Origin of the sequence: Paraburkholderia acidisoli (genome assembly GCF_009789675.1) — a bacterium.
Classification (GTDB): domain Bacteria; phylum Pseudomonadota; class Gammaproteobacteria; order Burkholderiales; family Burkholderiaceae; genus Paraburkholderia; species Paraburkholderia acidisoli.
In genome coordinates this window covers 111,166-129,606 of record NZ_CP046914.1, presented here as the reverse complement: position 1 = coordinate 129,606, position 18,441 = coordinate 111,166, and the positions used below count along the sequence as shown (strand labels likewise).

The 18,441-nt window shown below is 63.9% G+C and carries 17 protein-coding genes; 7 read left to right on the top strand and 10 right to left on the bottom strand.

Translation table 11 applies throughout. From position 1 onward, the window contains the following. Positions 1-38: 38 nt before the first annotated feature. On the bottom strand, positions 39-1,412 hold the full coding sequence (locus FAZ98_RS14850; protein WP_158952092.1) for an NAD-dependent succinate-semialdehyde dehydrogenase: 1,374 nt from the start codon (positions 1,410-1,412) through the stop codon (positions 39-41). Between the two features lie 32 nt (positions 1,413-1,444). After that, entirely contained in the window at positions 1,445-1,864 is a 420-nt protein-coding gene (locus tag FAZ98_RS14845) for a GlcG/HbpS family heme-binding protein (RefSeq protein ID WP_158952091.1), read from the bottom strand. Positions 1,865-2,223: 359 nt separating this feature from the next. On the opposite strand from FAZ98_RS14845, the gene FAZ98_RS14840 reads away from it, so the two are divergent. The 4 genes from FAZ98_RS14840 to FAZ98_RS14825 all read left to right on the top strand — a co-directional run bounded on the left by FAZ98_RS14840 (position 2,224) and on the right by FAZ98_RS14825 (position 7,107). After that, positions 2,224-2,478, top strand: a complete 255-nt coding sequence (locus tag FAZ98_RS14840) for a hypothetical protein (protein WP_158952090.1) — start codon at positions 2,224-2,226, stop codon at positions 2,476-2,478. A gap of 27 nt (positions 2,479-2,505) precedes the next feature. Next, positions 2,506-3,519, top strand: a complete 1,014-nt coding sequence (locus tag FAZ98_RS14835) for an aldo/keto reductase (protein ID WP_158952089.1) — start codon at positions 2,506-2,508, stop codon at positions 3,517-3,519. A gap of 14 nt (positions 3,520-3,533) precedes the next feature. After that, a complete protein-coding gene (locus FAZ98_RS14830; RefSeq protein WP_158953895.1) occupies positions 3,534-3,959 on the top strand; it encodes an SRPBCC family protein in 426 nt (141 codons plus the stop codon). A 226-nt stretch (positions 3,960-4,185) separates the two neighbouring features. Further along, positions 4,186-7,107 (top strand): ATP-binding protein, encoded by a 2,922-nt coding sequence (locus FAZ98_RS14825; RefSeq protein ID WP_158952088.1) that lies wholly within the window; start codon positions 4,186-4,188, stop codon positions 7,105-7,107. Between the two features lie 3 nt (positions 7,108-7,110). On the opposite strand, the gene FAZ98_RS14820 is transcribed toward FAZ98_RS14825, so the two are convergent. Then, positions 7,111-7,644, bottom strand: a complete 534-nt coding sequence (locus FAZ98_RS14820) for a DsbA family protein (RefSeq protein ID WP_158952087.1) — start codon at positions 7,642-7,644, stop codon at positions 7,111-7,113. Positions 7,645-7,923: 279 nt separating this feature from the next. Here FAZ98_RS14820 and katG point away from each other — a divergent pair, with 279 nt between their 5' ends. Continuing rightward, positions 7,924-10,131, top strand: a complete 2,208-nt coding sequence (gene katG, locus FAZ98_RS14815; protein ID WP_158953893.1) for a catalase/peroxidase HPI — start codon at positions 7,924-7,926, stop codon at positions 10,129-10,131. Positions 10,132-10,193: 62 nt separating this feature from the next. Here katG and mctP read toward each other — a convergent pair whose 3' ends face one another. The 4 genes from mctP to FAZ98_RS14795 all read right to left on the bottom strand — a co-directional run bounded on the left by mctP (position 10,194) and on the right by FAZ98_RS14795 (position 13,867). Next, positions 10,194-11,681, bottom strand: coding sequence for a monocarboxylate uptake permease MctP (gene mctP / locus FAZ98_RS14810; RefSeq protein ID WP_158952086.1), 1,488 nt, complete (start codon positions 11,679-11,681; stop codon positions 10,194-10,196). Then, positions 11,678-11,890: a DUF3311 domain-containing protein gene (locus FAZ98_RS14805; protein ID WP_158952085.1), complete on the bottom strand. Its 213-nt coding sequence runs from the start codon at positions 11,888-11,890 to the stop codon at positions 11,678-11,680. The genes mctP and FAZ98_RS14805 overlap by 4 nt, the downstream gene beginning before the upstream one ends. A 447-nt stretch (positions 11,891-12,337) precedes the next feature. Continuing rightward, positions 12,338-13,450, bottom strand: coding sequence for an alkene reductase (locus tag FAZ98_RS14800; protein ID WP_158953891.1), 1,113 nt, complete (start codon positions 13,448-13,450; stop codon positions 12,338-12,340). Positions 13,451-13,519: 69 nt separating this feature from the next. Continuing rightward, complete coding sequence (locus FAZ98_RS14795) at positions 13,520-13,867, bottom strand: BON domain-containing protein (RefSeq protein ID WP_233272771.1); 348 nt, start codon at positions 13,865-13,867, stop codon at positions 13,520-13,522. A 379-nt stretch (positions 13,868-14,246) separates the two neighbouring features. Between FAZ98_RS14795 and FAZ98_RS14790 the strand changes: the two genes are divergently transcribed. Both FAZ98_RS14790 and FAZ98_RS14785 read left to right on the top strand, forming a co-directional pair. Next, positions 14,247-15,308, top strand: a complete 1,062-nt coding sequence (locus FAZ98_RS14790; RefSeq protein WP_158952083.1) for a catalase family peroxidase — start codon at positions 14,247-14,249, stop codon at positions 15,306-15,308. Beyond that, entirely contained in the window at positions 15,305-15,913 is a 609-nt protein-coding gene (locus FAZ98_RS14785; RefSeq protein ID WP_233272770.1) for a cytochrome b, read from the top strand. Before FAZ98_RS14790 ends, FAZ98_RS14785 begins: the two co-directional genes overlap by 4 nt. A gap of 22 nt (positions 15,914-15,935) precedes the next feature. On the opposite strand, the gene FAZ98_RS14780 is transcribed toward FAZ98_RS14785, so the two are convergent. The 3 genes from FAZ98_RS14780 to FAZ98_RS14770 all read right to left on the bottom strand — a co-directional run bounded on the left by FAZ98_RS14780 (position 15,936) and on the right by FAZ98_RS14770 (position 18,388). After that, positions 15,936-16,421: an FUSC family protein gene (locus FAZ98_RS14780; protein WP_158952082.1), complete on the bottom strand. Its 486-nt coding sequence runs from the start codon at positions 16,419-16,421 to the stop codon at positions 15,936-15,938. Between the two features lie 92 nt (positions 16,422-16,513). Beyond that, positions 16,514-17,908 carry a class II fumarate hydratase gene (gene fumC / locus FAZ98_RS14775; protein WP_199272391.1) on the bottom strand — a complete coding sequence of 465 codons (1,395 nt, stop codon included), beginning with the start codon at positions 17,906-17,908 and terminating at the stop codon, positions 16,514-16,516. A gap of 90 nt (positions 17,909-17,998) precedes the next feature. Continuing rightward, positions 17,999-18,388 carry a tautomerase family protein gene (locus FAZ98_RS14770; RefSeq protein ID WP_158952080.1) on the bottom strand — a complete coding sequence of 130 codons (390 nt, stop codon included), beginning with the start codon at positions 18,386-18,388 and terminating at the stop codon, positions 17,999-18,001. Positions 18,389-18,441 lie beyond the last annotated feature (53 nt).

The window sequence follows — 18,441 nt, the reverse complement described above, 5'->3', positions numbered from 1 at the left end:
CATAGGTCGAGCGAATGCTTGCGGCACAGAACGAAGATTCAAGCGCGGGCAACGACCACCATCTTCTGGTTCACAAGCTCCTTGATGCCGAATTCGGAAAGCTCGCGACCGTAGCCCGATCGCTTGATTCCGCCGAACGGAAGCTCGGGCGCCGTGGACGAGCGTGTGTTGATCCAGACCGATCCCGTCTCGATCCGGGCTGCCAGCGCCTTGCCTCTCTCGATATCCGCCGTGAAAATGGCCCCGGAAAGACCGAAGTGCGAGTCGTTGGCGAGTTCGACGATTTCGTCGTCGCTGCGCACGACATACACTTGGGCCACGGGGCCGAAAAATTCTTCGAAGTACGCGGGGTTGTCACGCGTGATGTGGGTGAGAATGGTCGGCTGAAACCAGGCGCCGGGCCCCGCGACCGCGGAGCCGCCGTAGTGCAGCGTTGCGCCCTCTTTCACGGCCCGCTCGACCTGCGCCGCGATCTCGTTGCGCGCGTCGATGGAACACAGCGGGCCGAGACCCACGCGTTCGTCCATGGGGTCGCCGATCTTCGTGTTCGCGAACAGCGTGGTGAACTTGTCGAGGAACGCGGCAATGACTTTCTCGTGCACCAGAAAGCGTTTTGCTCCGTTGCAAACCTGCCCGGCACCGAACAGCCGGGCAGCGGCTCCGGCCGCCACCGCCTTGCCGATATCGGCGTCGTCGAGCACGACGAACACGTCGGCGCCGCCGAGTTCCATCACCGACTTCTTGAGATATTTGCCCGCTTGCGAGGCGACCACGCTACCCGCTTTCTCCGAACCCGTGAGCGCCACGCCCTGCACGCGATCGTCCTCGATCAGCACGGCAATCTGCCCGCTCGACGCGAACAAGTTGGTCCAGGCGCCTTTAGGTGCGCCCGCGGCATGCATGATGCCCTCGAACGCCAGCGCCGCGCGCGGCACGATGCTCGCGTGCTTGGCCAGTACCGGGTTGCCGATCGCGAGATTCGGCGCCGCCACGCGTATCAGCTGGTAATACGGGAAGTTCCACGGTTCGACTGCAACGATCACGCCAATCGCGTGATACTCGATCCACGCGTCGCCTTGTGCCGTTTCCAGTGGGTGAGGCGCGAGAAAGGTCCCCGCGTGATCCGCGTAATAGCGCGCGATGTCGGCGCATAGACGGACTTCGGCCCGCGCTTCGTCAATGCGCTTGCCCATTTCCGTCGTGATGATTTCAGCCAGCTCCTCGCTGCGCTCCACCAGCAATTCGGCCACGCGCGCCAGCACGGCCAGACGCGGTTCGATCGAACCCTGAGCCCAGCTCGAGCGGTAGAACGCGTGCGCGCTATCGAGTGCGGCCGAAACTTCGGCATCCGAATGATTATCGAAGCTTTTTACTAATTCCCCGGTTGCGGGGTTCACACTGCGATACGGCATGATTTGCGCTCCTTGCGAGTGAGATCGCGGCGTCAGGCATTCAGCGCGGCAATGGCCGCCGTCGCCACGTCGATATCCTGTTCGACGGTGCCCGCGCTCGCGCCCACCGCCCCGACAATGGCACCGTCGATCACAACGGGTACACCGCCGCCGAAGATCACGACCTTGCCCTCGTTGCTTTCCTGTATGCCGAAGAGCGGCATACCCGACTGCGAGAGCTTGGCGAGATCGTCGGTGGCCTTGTCGAAGATGCGTGCGGTCACGGCTTTGTCGATGGCGAGATTGATGCTGCCGATCAGCGCGCCGTTCTGCCGCGCGAATGCGAGCAAATGGCCGCCCGCGTCGACCACGGCAATGTTGTAGGCAATGCCGAGGCTGGTCGCTTTCGACTCGGCCGCCGACAACATCCGTTTTGCGTCTTCGAGCGTGAGGGTGAGATAAGTGCGTGGCATGGTTGTCTCGCCTTGAAAAAGCAGCGGCCGGATTGGCGACCGCCCGCAATGCATTAAAGACGGTAAATCGGCGTAAAACTTCGTTCAGGCGTCAAGATAGCCGCGACCTTCTTTTCACGTCGCTTACCGTGCCAATTGAAAAATCGGGCCATTCGACAAGTACGTGAAACGCTCGAGACAGGCTTGAAGCAGGCTTGAAACCGATTGGCATCGTGCGGCAATACGATAGTGAGTTTTCGATTTCGCCGATTCCCCGCGAGCACTTGCGATTACCGCTAGCCACGTTTTATTCAAATGCACGCGCCACGGCGCATTTCACGCCGCCTCGCTACCATCGGTTTCAACTTGCGGGAGGAAGCATGAAGCGCTGGCAGTCCGTCGTGGCGATCGCGCTGCTGGGTTTTGCCACGTGCGCGCGGCCCTACACGATCAAGACGTATCACGGCGCAGGCGCGAGCCGCGTGGAGGCGTGCAGTCTCGCGAAAGCGAGCGCCTTGTCACCGCATGAAGAAGTCGCACACGGTCGCATGCTCAAAGTGAGCCGTTGCGAATGCAACCAGGCCACGACCTCGCCGCCATGGCATTGCCTCGTGCAATCCGTCCACGACAAATGAGCCCATGGCTTTCAACCGGAGAATTTCATGAGTATCAAAGACACGCTGATAAATGGTCCGCTCGGTTTTGGAACCGCACCGCTCGGCAATATGTTCCGCAACATCCCCGAAGAGGAATCCGCGGCCACGCTGGAAGCCGCGTGGGCCGCGGGCACGCGCTATTTCGACACGGCGCCGTTCTATGGCGCGGGTCTTGCCGAAATCCGCCTGGGCAAGGAACTGGTCAAGCACAAGCGCGACCACTACGTGCTCAGCACGAAAGTCGGCCGGTTGATCCTGGAAGAAACGGTGAGCGGTCCGCAGGCATTCGGTGAAAAAGGCACGCTCTTCGAACATGGCCACAAGAACAAGGTGGTCTACGACTACACGGCCGACGGCGCGCGCCGCTCGATCGAAGACAGCCTGAAGCGCATGGGCGTCGATCGCATCGACTTCGTCTGGATACACGACATCGCACAGGACTTTCACGGCGACGCCTGGCTCTCCCAGTTCGAAATCGCGCGCACCGGCGCAATGCGCGCGCTCTCGGAATTGCGCGACGAAGGCGTGATCGCGGCGTGGGGGTTGGGCGTCAATCGCGTCGAGCCGATCGAACTCACGCTCGGCCTCAGCGAAGTCAAACCCAATGGCATGCTGCTCGCAGGCCGTTATTCGCTGCTCGATCACGAAACCGCACTGCAACGGCTCATGCCCGCGGCACAGGCACAAGGGGTGCAGATCGTGGTGGGCGGTCCGTATAGCTCGGGCGTGCTGGCCGGGGGCAGGCATTTCGAATATGCCGAGGCGTCGCCGGAGATACTCGACAAGGTCGCCCGGATCAAGGCGCTCGCCAGCCGTCATGGCGTGTCGATCAAGGCGGTCGCACTGCAGTTCTGCCTCGCGCATCCGGCGGTCGCGTCCGTGATACCGGGCGCGAGCAAGCCCGAGCGCATCAAGGAGGATCACGCGGCGCTCCACGAGACCGTGCCCACCGCTTTCTGGCAGGAACTGCGCGAGCAACGGCTGGTGGCGCCGAATGCGCCGCTGCCCATCGACCGCTGAGCGGGAGAGCCATGATGGCCACGGCGCACTCCCACATTGAACTCACTCAAAACGCAGACACCGTTTGGGCTTTCATCGGCGGATTCGGCTCGCTGCCCGACTGGCTGCCGTATATCCCGCACTCCGAATTGAGCGAAGGCGGCCGCGTGCGTCGCCTCGCCAATCCCGAGGGTGCGGCCATCGTCGAACGGCTCATGGCCTTCGACGAAGCAGCCCGCACGTATAGCTACGCGATTCTCGAAGCGCCCTTTCCGGTAAGCCACTATCGCTCGACCTTGCGCGTCGTGCCCGCCGCACACGGCAACGGATCGCGCGTGGAGTGGTTTGGCGAATTCACGCCCGAAGGCGTGACGGACGAGGACGCCACCGCACTATTTCGGGGCATTTACGACGACGGCCTGAAAGCGCTGGCTGGCGAACTAAAGAAAAGAACGCCATAAAACCTTAAAGAAAAGCGAGACAACCTGATTTCCGCCAATCGCGCATCGAGCATGCGGCATGCGTGCTCGATGCGCGATTGCTTCGTTAATGGTGGTGATTACGTCGAGACTGCCCTTCTATAAACTCGTCCCCAAAAATATGGATAAACTGACGCTGCGCCGCGCGCCCTCATCGTGGGCGGTGGCATCGTGCGTCATTCCTCCAGCGTCATTTCGGGACCCCATCATGCCTGTCTCGCACGACAGTCCAGGTCGGAACGCGGTCGTAGCACCGCTCGAAGCGACTGGCATCACGTATTTGTTCGGCTCGTTCCGGCTGATTCCTTCGCAGAAGACGCTGCTCAACGGCGACGCCCGCGTGCTGATCGGCGGACGCGCGCTCGAAGTGCTCACCGCGCTGGTCGAACGCCCCGGCGAACTCATCACGAAAAAAGAATTGATGGCGCGCGCGTGGCCGCGCAGCGTCGTGGAAGAAAGCAACCTCAAGGTGCATATCGCGGCATTGCGTAAATCGCTGGGGGAAAGTCCGAACGATCAACGCTTCGTCGCGACGGTGGTGGGTCGCGGCTATCAATTCGTGGCGCCCGTGCAGCGCACGGTCATACCGCCGGAACTCGCCGTGCCGCCAACTCACTCCCATCCCTCGCACAATATTCCGGCCGCGCTGGTTCGCCCCATTGGACGCACCGAAACGATCGAGGATTTGCAGGGCCGCCTCTCACGCACGCGCCTGTTGACCGTTGCCGGCCCGGGCGGCATCGGCAAGACGACCGTGGCGCTGGCCATTGCGCGCGAGATTGTCGAGGCGGGCGCGCATGACGTCTGGTTCGTGAATCTTTCCCGCCTCTCCAACGCGAGCTTCGTACCTCATGCGGTCGCCAATGCGATTGGTCTCGTCGTGCATTCGGACGACATTCCGCGCGCGCTGGCCCATTACTTCCGGCTGCGCAATCGGCCGCAACTGGTCGTGCTCGACAGCTGCGAGCAGGTGATCGAGGCGGCGGCGATCATCGCCGAACAGATGATCGCCGCCGCACCGCACATGCGCGTACTCGCAACCAGCCGCGAGCCGCTGCACGCCGTGGGCGAACACGTCTTCCGGCTCGAACCGCTCGACAATCCGCCCGACTCCGCCACGCTGACGCTACAAGAAGCGTTGCACTATGCCGCGGTCGAGCTGTTCGTCGAACGCGCCGTGGCGGCGCGCGGCGACTTCGCGCCCACCGACAGCGACGCGCCCGTGGTCGCGCAAATCTGCCGGCGGCTGGACGGTATCGCGCTGGCTATCGAACTGGCGGCCACCCGTCTGGACGCGTTCGGCGTGCACGAGTTGCTCGGCCTGCTCGACGACCGCTTCGCGGCACTCGCGCAAGGCCGCCGCACGGCGCCGGAGCGGCAGAAGACCCTGCTGGCCACGCTCGACTGGAGCCACCAATTGTTGCCCGAAAGCGAACGCGTCGTGCTGCGCAGGCTGGGCGTATTTCCGGGCGCGTTTTCGCTCGGTTCGGCGGCCGCCATTGTCGGCGACGACCCGCTCGCGTACGCCGGTGTGATCGACGCGGTCGCGAGTCTCGTCGCCAAGTCGATGCTCTCGGCCAACGCGGGCAACGACGCCGTGCGCTACCGGCTGCTGGACACGACGCGCGAATACGCGCGCCGCAAGCTCGCCGAAGCCGGGGAACTGGACATTGTCTCGCGCCGCCACGCCGGCTACTTTCGCGACCTCTACGCGCGTGCGGAAGATGGCTGGAACCGTTCGCCCGATGCCCGTTGGCTCGCCGATCACGAGCCTACTATCGACGACGTTCGCGCCGCCTTGAACTGGGCCTTTTCCGCGCAAGGCGACGCGGCAATCGGCATTGCGTTGACGCTCTCCGCGATCCCCGCGTGGATCCATCTGTCCTCGCTCGACGAGTGCCGCACGCGCGTCGAACAGGCGCTGCATCATATGAACGCCGATACCCCGGCGCTCGAACGCCAACGCATGAAACTGTACTCGGCACTCGCCGCCACGGCGCTCTATACGCGCGGCATGGTTTCTCAGGTCGATACCGCGTGGACCAATGCGCTGGCCATTGCGGAGCGGCTCGGCGACAAGGAGTACCAGCTGCGTTCGTTGTTCGCCGCGTGTTGCGGCTTCGTGTATTCCGGCCAGCATCGTGCCGCCGACGAACTGCTCAAGAAGTTTCGCGCCATTGCGAGCGAGACGGGCAACGCCGTTTCGATCTCCGAAGGCAGCCGGATCACGGCGTTCGCCTGGCATCATATGGGCCGGCAAAGCGAAGCGCGTACCTTGCTCGAAGGCGTGCTCGCCTGGTACGCCTCTCCCACGCATCGATCGCAACTCTCCGACAACCATGTGAAGGGGCGCGAAGGCACGCGCTCCCTGATGGCCAGCGTCCTGTGGTTTCAGGGCATGCTCGACCGCGCGCAAGGCGAAGCGCAACAAGCGCTGGACGACGCCAATGCCAGCGGTCACACGTTGACGATCGGCTATGTGCTGGTCTTCGCCTTCATTCCGCTCGCGCTGCACGCGGGCGAGCTGGATGCCGCAGAAGACGCGCTCGTCACCCTGCTCGACAGCGTGGCGAAACACGGACTCATTCTGTTCGACGCCATGGCGCTCGGCCTGCACGGCGCGGTACGGCTGGAACGAAAAGATCCGGCCGGTCTGGCCATGCTTCACGAGGCGCTGGCGCAACTGAGGCGCGAGCATATCGGCATGCGTTACTCGTTATTTGCCGGCATTTATGCGCGCGGCCTGCTCGACTTCGCGCGTATCGAGGAGGCACGGGCCACGGTCGAAGAAGCGCTGGCGTGGTCCGAAGCGCACGACGAACGGTGGTACATACCGGAGTTGCTGCGCATTCGCGGCGACCTGCTCGCCGCGACCGACGAGCGCGATTCCCAGGGCGCGGCCGAGGCGGCTTATCAACGCGCCATCGAGATTGCCCGGCAGCAGGACGCGCTATTTCTGCAACTGCGCGCGGCGAGGAGCCTGGCCGCGCTGAAACACCGGCAAGGCGAACCCGCGCGGGCGGAGCAGATACTTGCGCCGGTGTACGACCGTTTTACCGAAGGGTTCGCTACACGCGACCTCAAAGAAGCGCGCACCCTGCTGGAACGCCTGCGCACGCCGCCCCATTGAAACTCACCGGGCCGAATCTTCCGAAACGGCGAGCAGCGCGTCGAGCAAGCCTTTGGCATCGCGCTCGCCGGAATACAGGCGGCCATTGATGAACAAGGTCGGGGTGCCCTGTACGCCGCTACGCAAGCCGCCGGAAAAGTCACGCTGGATGCGCTCGTCGAACTCACCGGCGAATGCGGACTCAAGTGCGGCCGTGGGAATCGCAAGGCGCGTTGCGTAGTCTGCGAGTGCGCGATCGCCGAGAGAATTCTGATTCTCGAACAACATTGCGTGCGCCTGCCAGAATTTCCCCAAGGCGGCCGCCGCTTCGGCGAATTCGGCGGCATGCAGCGCGTGCTCGTGCAATTGCGTCAACGGAAATTGCCGGAATACGAACTTCAAATTCTTGCCCAATGCGTGTTGAACCGATTTGACGACTTCGTACATGGCCCCGCAATACGGGCATTGGAAATCACCGTACTCGACCAGCGTGAGCGGCGCATCGGCCGGGCCTTCGGAATGATCGTGCGGACCGACCGGCGGCGAGAGTGTGTTCATGGGCTGCCCTGCGATGAAGTAGGTTTCAGGCAGAATAAATCGCTTCTCGTGGAATCAACAGCTATGCGCGAGGTTAGTTTCCGCACGCCGCTCACGCGGGGTTTTAGACCTTCGTATAGGGCACGCGCGTAAAGCCGCGTAAAGCCGCGTAAAGCGAAAACGTCACTCCGACTCTCTCGCCGATTCGCCGTGCGCAAACACAAAACGCCAACTTCCGCGAACATTCAGGCCACGTCGTTTGCGCAATACTCGCATCGAACCACGGTCCAGGGGAACGATGTGTCGAACGATTCGAAGTGTCCAATGCATGAAGCCAGTGACGCGCGCCACGCCAATACGATTCGCGATTGGTGGCCGAACCACCTGGATCTGAAAGTCCTGCACCAGAACGCGCCGGCATGTAGTCCCATGGGAGAGGATTTCGACTATGCCGAAGCCTTCAACCAACTCGACTTCGCGGCGCTCAAAGCCGATCTGCACGCCCTGATGACCGACTCGCAAGACTGGTGGCCCGCCGACTTCGGCCACTATGGGCCGTTCTTCGTTCGCATGGCGTGGCATAGCGCGGGCACCTACCGGATCGGCGACGGTCGCGGCGGCTCCGGTGCCGCACAACAACGTTTCGCGCCAGTCAATAGCTGGCCCGACAACGTCAATCTCGACAAGGCGCGGCGCCTGCTTTGGCCCATCAAGCAGAAGTACGGGCGCCATATTTCGTGGGGCGATCTGATGATACTCACCGGCAATGTCGCGCTGGAGTCGATGGGTCTCAAGACATTCGGCTATGGCGGCGGACGCATCGACGCCTGGGAGCCCGACGAATCGGTATTCTGGGGACCGGAATCGCACTGGCTCGGCAACGCGCGCCACACCGCCGACGGCACGCTCGAAGCCCCGCTCGCCGCTACGCAAATGGGCTTGATCTACGTGAATCCCGAAGGCCCGAACGGCAACCCCGACCCGCTTGCGGCGGCGAACGACATACGCGCGACCTTCACGCGCATGGCGATGAACGACGAAGAAACCGTCGCTCTCGTTGCGGGCGGCCATACATTCGGCAAAACGCACGGCGCCGGCCCGCTCGCGCTCGTCGGCCGCGAACCCGAAGCCGCGCCCATCGAAGATCAGGGGCTCGGCTGGAATAACCGCTTTGGCGCGGGCCATGGCGACGACACCACCTCCAGCGGACTCGAAGTCATCTGGAGCACCAAGCCGACACAATGGAGCAACGAATTCTTCGCAAGCCTGTTCGGCAACGAATGGGAGCTGACGAAAAGCCCGGCCGGTGCCCATCAATGGACGCCCAGAGACAAGGCCCGCGCGCTCACCGTGCCCGACCCGCGCGACCCTTCGAAGCGCCGCTTGCCTTCGATGATGACGACCGATATCGCATTGCGCGTCGATCCTGTCTACGAACCGATCTCGCGGCATTACCATGCGCATCCCGAAGCCCTGGCGGACGCGTTCTCGCGTGCCTGGTTCAAACTCACGCATCGCGACATGGGCCCGAAATCCCGCTACCTCGGCCCCGAAGTGCCGGCCGAAGCCCTGATCTGGCAAGACCCCGTGCCGCCCGTCGATCACCCTTTAATCGACAGCGACGATATCGCGGCGCTCAAGCGTCAACTCAAGGCGTGTGGCGTGCCGGTCTCGCGGCTCGTCGCGCTCGCGTGGGCTTCGGCGTGCACCTTTCGCGGTTCGGACAAGCGCGGCGGCGCGAATGGCGCGCGCGTTCGTCTCGCGCCGCAAAAGGACTGGCCCGCGAATGAACCGGCGCAACTGGCGGAGGTTCTGGAAACGCTGGGGACCCTCCAGGACGCGTTCCACCGCGCTCAGCCCGGGCCGGTCGGTAAGCGCCTGTCAATGGCGGATCTGATCGTGCTGGCCGGATGCGCGGCCATCGAGCAGGCGGCCGCCCGCGCCGGTCACGACGTCGTCGTGCCCTTCACGCCGGGCCGCACCGACGCGACGCAGGCGCAAACCGACATCGCGTCGTTCGCCGCGCTCGAACCGAAAGCCGATGGGTTTCGCAACTATCTCGCCGATAACTCGCCGGTTTCGGCGGAGGCCCTGTTGATCGACAAGGCGCAGCTGCTCACCTTGAGCGCGCCGGAAATGACGGTCTTGATCGGCGGTCTGCGCGCCCTGGGCGTGACCAGCGCCCGCACGCGTCACGGCGTGTTGACGCAACGTGCCGAAACGCTCAGCAACGACTTCTTCCGTCATCTGCTCGACATGCGCACGGTGTGGACGCCGGTTTCCGCGGAGGCCGCCGTGTTCGAAGGCCGCGACCGCGCCAGCGGCGAACTCAAATGGACCGCGACGCGCGTCGATCTGCTGTTCGGCTCGCACGCGCAATTGCGCGCGATCGCGGAGGTCTACGCGAGCGCCGACGCCGCGAAACCCTTCGTCGACGATTTCGTGGCGGCATGGACGAAAGTGATGAATCTCGATCGCTTCGATCTGCGCCGCAGCGCGCGCCGATAAAAAAGGCGGAAACGCATGACACGCTTCCGCCCTTTTCCTCGTACTACAGCGCCGTTAACGCATTACGTCGCCAGTTGACGCTGTTGACGCGCGGGCATCAGCAGCGACACGATCACCGTGACGACGATGTTCGCCACCAGCGCGATCAGGCCGATATAGAGCGGCCACGTCGCGCCGCCCACGTGCAGCGCATAGACGGGCTTGAGACCTTGCAGCGCGGCCAGCCACGTGCCAATCACGATACCCACGAACCAGCCCGCCAGCAAACCGGTGGCGCTCAGGCGGCGCGAGTACAGCGTGAAGACGATGGACGGGAAGATCTGCAGAATCCACACGCCGCCGAGCAGTTGCAGGTCGATGGCGAATTTCGTCGGCAAGGCCACGATGAACAGCAGCGCGCCGAACTTCACCACCAGCGAGACGAGCTTGGCCGTCGCGGCTTCGCCCGCGGGCGTCTGGTTCGGCGCCACCAGCGGACGCCACAGGTTGCGCGTGAAGAGGTTCGCCGCGCCGATCGACATGATCGCCGCCGGCACCAGCGCGCTGATCGCGATGGCCGCCGCCGCGAAGCCGACGAACCACGCCGGGAACAGCGTGCCGAACAGCGCGGGCACGACGTCGGTGGGCGACGTGACCTTGATGCCGGCCGCGATCGCCATGTAGCCGAGCAGCGCGATCAGGCCGAGCAGCAGCGTGTACGCGGGCAGGAAGATCGCATTCTTCTTGACCGTGTTGGCCGACGCCGACGAGAGCACGCCCGTCATCGTATGCGGATACATGAACGCCGCGAGCGCCGAGCCGAGCGCGAGCGAGGCATACGCCGTGAACTGCGACGGTTGCAGCAGAATGCCGGTCGCGCCGCCCTTTGCCTTGAAGAACGTGTCGGCCGCGTCGAACACATGACCGTAGCCGCCGAGCCTTGCCGGAATCAGGCAGACCGCCGCGATCACGACGATATAGATCATGATGTCCTTGACGAACGCGATCATGGCCGGCGCGCGCAAGCCGCTCGTGTAGGTGTAGAGCGCGAGAATCAGGAACGCGATGATGAGCGGCAATTCGCCCGTCACGCCCAGACCCTTGATGACCACCTGCATGCCGATGAGCTGCAGCGCGATATAAGGCATCGTCGCGACGATACCCGTCAACGCGATCGCCGCGGGCAGCCATTTGCCACCGAACTCGCCATGCACGTAGTCGGCCGCGGTGATATGGCCTTTCGCGTGCGCGATCTTCCACAGCTTGGGCATCACGGCGTACACGAACGGATACACGATGATCGTGTACGGCAGCGCGAAGAAGCCGTACGCGCCCACCGCATACACGAGCGCGGGCACGGCAATCACGGTGTAGGCGGTATAGAAGTCGCCGCCCACCAAAAACCACGAAATCACGGTGCCGAACTGCCGCCCGCCCAGACCCCACTCGTGCAACTGGGTCAGGTCACCGCGTTTCCAGCGCGCGGCGAGAAAGCCCACGACGGTGACGAGCGCGAAGAACGCGATAAAGACGGTCATCGCGACCGGATTAACTGGATTCAATTCACTCATTTGGTGCTCCGGTAGACGACATACAACAACAGCGAGGTCAACGGAACCCACAGAAACTGATACCAGTAAAAGAACGGGAAACCGGCGAATGAAGGACGGCTGTCGTTATAGAACGGCAGCCACAGCAGCGCGATATACGGGATTAAAAGGATGACCCAAAGCCAGCTGCGGCCTGCTTGGGGTTCATCCGTATCAGGGTGGTCGATCATCAGTTAACTTCTCCGAGACAACGTTTTCGGTCTGGTTTCACAGCGAAAACGAACCTGGCGCGGAGGAAGGACAAGACGGAGAGAGTTGGCAGAGATTGCCAGGAGACGAGCGCGCGCGGTATGACTGCAAACGTACCGAACGCGAAATCGGGTTCCTTTCTTGCCCATGCCAGCCGCACGGCAGGGTGTATCGTCTTGCAGGTCTCCAGCGATATTTTCAGTTCACACGCCGCGCGTTGAATCGCACAGCGAACCGAGTATATACGGATTGAACTTAATGCGTAGCCGGGTTAGCTATCTTTACGCGCAATTGGTTCTAATACGTCTGAATATCGGTGGGCAAGATGGGATATCGGGAACGGGATTGCGTGCGGAGCGAGAGACTTTGCAGCAATAGGGCAAGGCGCGAACTGCCTGAATCGCAGCCCGGCCCCCATAATCTTTCAATTAACTTTCAACGCTTTCCGCCAGCGTTTTGTAGTCGGTATAGCCTTCCGCGCCGCCACCGTAAAACGTGGCGTGATTCGCGGCATTCAGCGGAGCATTGCGGCGCAGCCGCTCCACCAGATCGGGGTTGCTGATGAACGGCCGCCCGAACGCGACCATGTCGGCGTGCTTCGAGGCAATCGCGTCGATGGCCATCTGGCGGTCATAGCTGTTATTGGCGATGTACTTGCCGCCGAACGCCGCGTGCAGCGCCTTGAAATCGAAAGCGCCCGCCGCGTTGTCGCCGCGCGTCTGGCCTTCGATACAGTGCAGATACGCGAGGCCCAGCTTGCCGAGCTGCTCGACGTAATAGCCGTAGGTATGCTGCGCGTCGCTGTCGAGCGGCGTGTCGCCCGCGGACCGCGTGAGCGGCGAGAGGCGCACGCCCACGCGGTCGGCGCCCCAGATTTCCGCCACGGCCGTGATGGCCTGCACCGGAAAGCGCGTGCGATTCTCGACCGTGCCGCCATATTGGTCGGTGCGCTTGTTGGTGCTGTCGCGCACGAACTGCTCGAGCAGATAGCAATTCGCCGAATGCACTTCCACACCGTCGAAGCCGGCCTCCATCGCACGACGCGCGGCGTTGCGATAATCCTCGACGATGCCGGGAATTTCCGCGGTTTCGAGCGCGCGCGGCATGGAAGGCGGCGCCTGCTTACCGGTTTCCAGAAACACGAGTTCGCCCGCCTGGATCGCCGAGGGCGCGACGGGCGCCGCGCCGTTTTCCTGCAGATCGACGTGCGACATTCTTCCCACGTGCCAAAGCTGGCAGACGATCTTGCCGCCCGCCCGATGCACCGCTTCGGTGACCGGATGCCATGCGGCGACATGCGCTTCGGTGTAGATGCCGGGCGTGAACGCGTAGCCGCGCCCTTGCCGCGAAATATTGGTGGCTTCGGTGATGATGAGGCCCGCCGAGGCGCGTTGCCGGTAGTAGTCGATCGCGAGCGGCGTGTGCACGCCGTTGCGGTCCGCTCGCGAGCGCGTCAGCGGCGCCATGGCGATACGATTCGTCACCTCGATCGCGCCGATCGTCGTGGGAGAAAACAGCACGGATTCGTTTGTCGTCGACATCATGAAAAACTCCTGGATCGGGTGGCGGCAGCGCCGCGAAGACACGTGTCAAGATCGTGCGCGCAGCGCTCAGTTGCCCTCTTCGCGCAGGGTCAGTTTGCTCGTGACGTTCTTGACGCCGGCCACCTTGCCCGCCGTACTCACCGCCGCCTGTTCCTGGTCGGGGTCCGAGATGAAACCCGCGAGCGTCACCTGCCCCGTGGAGGCATTGCCGAACACGACGATATCGGCGTCGCTGACAGCGTGATCCTTGTAGATCGCGCGCTGCACGGTGGTCGAGAAGCGGCGGTTCTCCGCCCGCATGACTTTCTTGCCGCCGCCTTGCGTCGCGGCATTGGCGGTATTGGGGCTCGCCGTGGCGGCGTCCGCGCCCGTCGAGGTTTGCGCGTAGAGCGCCGTGGAAATCAGGACTGCCATACATCCCGCCAGCCAGCTATGCATCCGCTTCATCGCACGACTCCTGAAGTAGAGAATCCGGTTATTCGCATGAGCGCGCCGCATGGGGCCGGCGCGCGCTTTTCATCACGGCACCGATGCTACTGCGAAGCGATTCCGCGCTCTTTCGAAAGCGCACGGCCTGCTGTCCACACCAACGGCATTCCGCAGTCCAATGCACCGCCCGCATGCGAACCATGCGGGAACGACGCGATTTTGTGAGCCCGCACTGCCGTAAGACGCGACTTCGAGAAACCGACTAGAATCGACTGCGAAATTGGCCAGCTCCCCAGCGGCCAGGTCCCCAGAACCGCAAGCCGTTCCCGATGCCCTCCGCTGTTTTTCCGTCCAGGAGAAGCCGATGGATGACCGCCCCGCTACCCGTTCTTCCGCCGCCGGTCCGATCGTTCTGATCGCCGCCATCGCGCTCGTTGCGATTGTCGCTTTCGCCTTTACCGCCGGCTGGCTCGCACCGCAACGCGTCACGCCCGCGAAACTGGTGAATGCCCTCGCGCCGCCGGGCGGTCCCGCGCTCGGCTACCGGCGCAATCACGCGAAAGGCATCTGCTTCACGGGCACGTTCGAATCGACTGGCGCGGCCGCCGCGCTCTCGAAGGCGCCCATGTTCGCGGCCGGTTCGTATGCCGCCATGGGCCGTTTCAATCTGGGCACGGCCGACCCGAAAGCGGCCGATCCCACGGTGCGCGTGCGAGGCGTGGGCTTGCGCGTCGTCGCGCCCGACGGCAGCGAATGGCGCACCGCCATGATCGACGCGCCCTTCTTCGCGGTCTCCACGCCTCAGGCGTTTTATGGCTTGTTGCAAGCATTGGGACGCAAGGACGACCCCAACGCGATGAAGTCGTTCATCGCCGCGAATCCCGAGTTCGGCGCGTTCGCGAAGTGGATCTCCACCACGCCCATGACCGCCTCGTTCGCGGAGGAGCGCTTCAACAGCCTGGACAGCTTTCTCTTCACGAACGCGTCCGGCAACACGAGCACGGTGCGCTGGTCGTTCGTGCCGGTTGCGAAGCCCGAGCTGCTTTCCGCCGACGATCTCAAACAGCGCGGCCCCGACTTTCTCGCCACCGACATCGCGCAGCGCGTGGCCGCCGCGCCGCAGCGCTGGAACCTCGTCGTGACCGTGGCCAACCCGGGCGACCCCAGCGCGGACCCGAGCAAGCCCTGGCCCGACGACCGCCGCACGGTGACGGCGGGCACACTGGTCGTCACCGGCATCCAGCAGGAAGCCGACGGTCCGTGCCGCGACGTCAACTTCGATCCCACCGTGCTGCCCGCCGGCATGCATGTCTCCGACGACCCGTTCCCCGCCGCGCGTTCGGCCGCCTATGCCGTGTCGTTCGACCGGCGCACCGCCGAAGACAAGTACTATCCGCACACCCAGGCCGGAGGCAACGGACAATGACGCCCACCACGCCCAACTCCCGCACCATGCCCGCCACGCCCGCCACGCGTTTCTCGCCGCTGCAGCGCGCCCTGCACTGGCTCATGGCGATCTGCATTCTCGCGATGCTGTTCATCGGCGTCGGCATGGTCTCGACGATCCACGCGAAGTATCTTTCGCTCGTCTCTATCCACAAACCGTTAGGCATCCTGATTCTCGTGCTCGCGCTCGTGCGCCTCGCGGTCCGGCTGGTGTGCGGCGCGCCCGCGCTGCCCGCCAACATGCCCGAGCCGATGAAACTCGCGGCGCATCTCTCGCATCTGGCGTTCTACGTGCTGATGATCGCGCTGCCGCTGCTCGGCTGGGCCATGCTGTCGGCCGGCGATTATCCCGTGGTGGTGGCGGGCCTGCGCCTCATGCCGATCGCGCCGCCGAGCAATGCCCTGCATACGCTGCTCTGGAACGCGCACCGGTTCCTGGCCATCCTGTTCTTCTTTCTCATCGTGATGCACTTCTCGGCCGCGCTGTTTCACGCCCTCGTGCGCCGCGACGGCGTATTCGAGGCGATGGCGCCGTGGGGCAAGCCATCGGCGAATACGGGCAGCAAGCCGGTTGGCGGCGAGTAGAACACGTTGCGGGAATGCGGCGTCAGCCACGCTCCCGCTCGCGCGTGAACTCGAGCGCGAGCAGCCGTTCGGCCAGAAAGTGAAACACGCCGCCCACGAAGCAGCCCACCATGATCTCGAAGGCGCGCAACAGGCCCGTGACGATCGCGGGCTGCGCACCGGCGTGCGCGGAGAGCAGCACGATCGGGCACGTCCACATGCACACGCGCAAACCGCGTTCGGCGCGCGCCACGGCCGCGCACACGGCCACCGCCACCATCAACTGGACGATGGCCGGCAAGCGCAGCGAGATCGCGACGATATTGACGGCCAGCGAGACCGCCACGCCCAGCAGCGTGCCGCGTACGCGTTCATGCAGCGAGACGCGCGTCTCGCTCCAGCGGTCCTGGGCAATCACGAGCGCCGACACCGAAGCCCACACGGGAACCGGCAGCCCGAGCCATAGCGCGAGTTGATAGGACGCGGCGGCGGAGCACGCGCAGCGGAGCACGAAAGCCAGCGAGCGCACGAATTCGTGCCCGCTGGCAGGCGAAGGTGAAGAGGGAGACGAAGACGAGCGGCTCACGCTAGCTCACGGGGCGGCGCGAAACCCGGGGACATTCACGCACCCGCGAGCCCCTCGCCGATCATGTTGCGCGGCACGATGATCGCGTCGTACTGGGCCTCGGTCACCTTGCCCGAGCGCAGCGCGGCTTCTTTCAACGTCGAGCCCGTGGCTTGCGCGTCTTCGGCGATATGCGCGGCGTTCTGATAGCCGATCACCGGCGAAAGCGCGGTCACGAGCATGAGCGTCTGGCTCACGTGCGCCGCGATACGGTCCGGGTCGATCTCGGTGCCTTCCACCGAGTACTTGCGGAACTTCTCGCTGCCGTCGGCGAGAATGGTCGCGCAATGCAGGAAGTTGTTGATGATGACGGGCCGCATGGCGTTGAGTTCGAAATTGCCCTGGCTACCCGCGAAAGCCACGGCGGTATCCTCGCCGATCACCTGGATCGCGATCATGACGATGGCTTCGCATTGCGTGGGATTCACCTTGCCGGGCATGATCGACGAGCCCGGTTCATTGGCCGGCAACTTGAGTTCGCCGAGTCCGCAGCGCGGCCCCGAAGCGAGCCAGCGCATGTCGTTCGCCACTTTCATCAACGCCACGGCCGCGCCGCGCAACGACGCCGAAGCACGCACCATGGCATCGAGCGAGCCTTGTGCCATGAATTTGTTCGGCGCCGTCACGAACGGCTTGCCGGTGAGTTCCGCGATTTTGGCCGCCACCTTGCGCGAGAATCCCGGCGGCGCGTTCAGGCCAGTGCCCACGGCCGTGCCGCCCAGCGCGAGTTCGTAAAGGCCCGCGCGCGCGGCTTCGATCTGCGCAACGCAGGCGTTCAACTGCGCGGCCCAGCCCGACCATTCCTGCCCCACCGAAAGCGGCGTCGCGTCTTCCAGATGCGTGCGGCCGACCTTCACGACGTGCATCCATGCCTGCGCCTTGCGCTCGATCGTTTGCGCGAGCTGTTTCAGTTCGGGCACGAGCCGCGCGTCGATGGCCGTGACGGCGGCGATATGCATGGCCGTGGGAAAGCTGTCGTTCGACGACTGCCCCATGTTCACGTCGTCGTTGGGGCCGACCGGCTGTTGGCTGCCGGGTGTGCCGCCGAGCAACTGGATCGCGCGATTCGACAGCACTTCGTTCATGTTCATGTTGGACTGCGTGCCGGAGCCGGTCTGCCACACGAAGAGCGGAAAATGCTCGTCGAGCTGGCCCGCGATGGCTTCGTCCGCGGCGCGCACGATCGCGTCGGCTTTCCACTGCGGCAGGCGCCCTGCTTCGGCGTTGATCAACGCGGCCGCTTTCTTCACGATGCCATAGGCGTGATACACCGCCTTGGGCATGCGGTCGCCGCCAATCGAAAAATGCTCGAGCGAACGCTGGGTTTGCGCGCCCCAGTAACGGTTGGCGGGCACCTCGACTTCGCCCATGCTGTCGAATTCCCGGCGCATGCCCGATGCGGAAAGCCCGATCGTCACGTCCGTCATGACGGGAAGCGTACGTGTGATGTCCTGCATGGCTAGCCCCTTCGTTCGCACCCGTCAGCTTTCGGGCGCATATTGCGCAACGCCGCTTCCGAACGACCAGTTCTCGCGCGGCACTTCGAGCAGATTGATGAACACGTCTTCCTTGCGAATGCCCACGCGCTCGTGCAAGCCCGCGGCAATGGACGCAATGAGTTGCTTTTTCTGCGCCAGCGTGCGCCCGGCATTCATCGTGATCTGAATCGCAACGAAACCGTCGGTGCGACGAATGCCGAGATAGTCGCCATGGAAAACGAGGTCGTGCGGCGCGTGCTCCGAGAACACCTGAAAGCGGTCGTTCTCCAGCGCGCCAATCTCGAGCACGGACTCGTACAGCACGTCGCTGATCGCGCCGCGTTGCTTGCCGTCGTAACGCCCGGCAACCGTATCGATACGAACGAAGGGCATGATGCGTTTCTCCTTGGGAAAAATGCGGCCGATATTGCGTCAAGCTCGCGTCC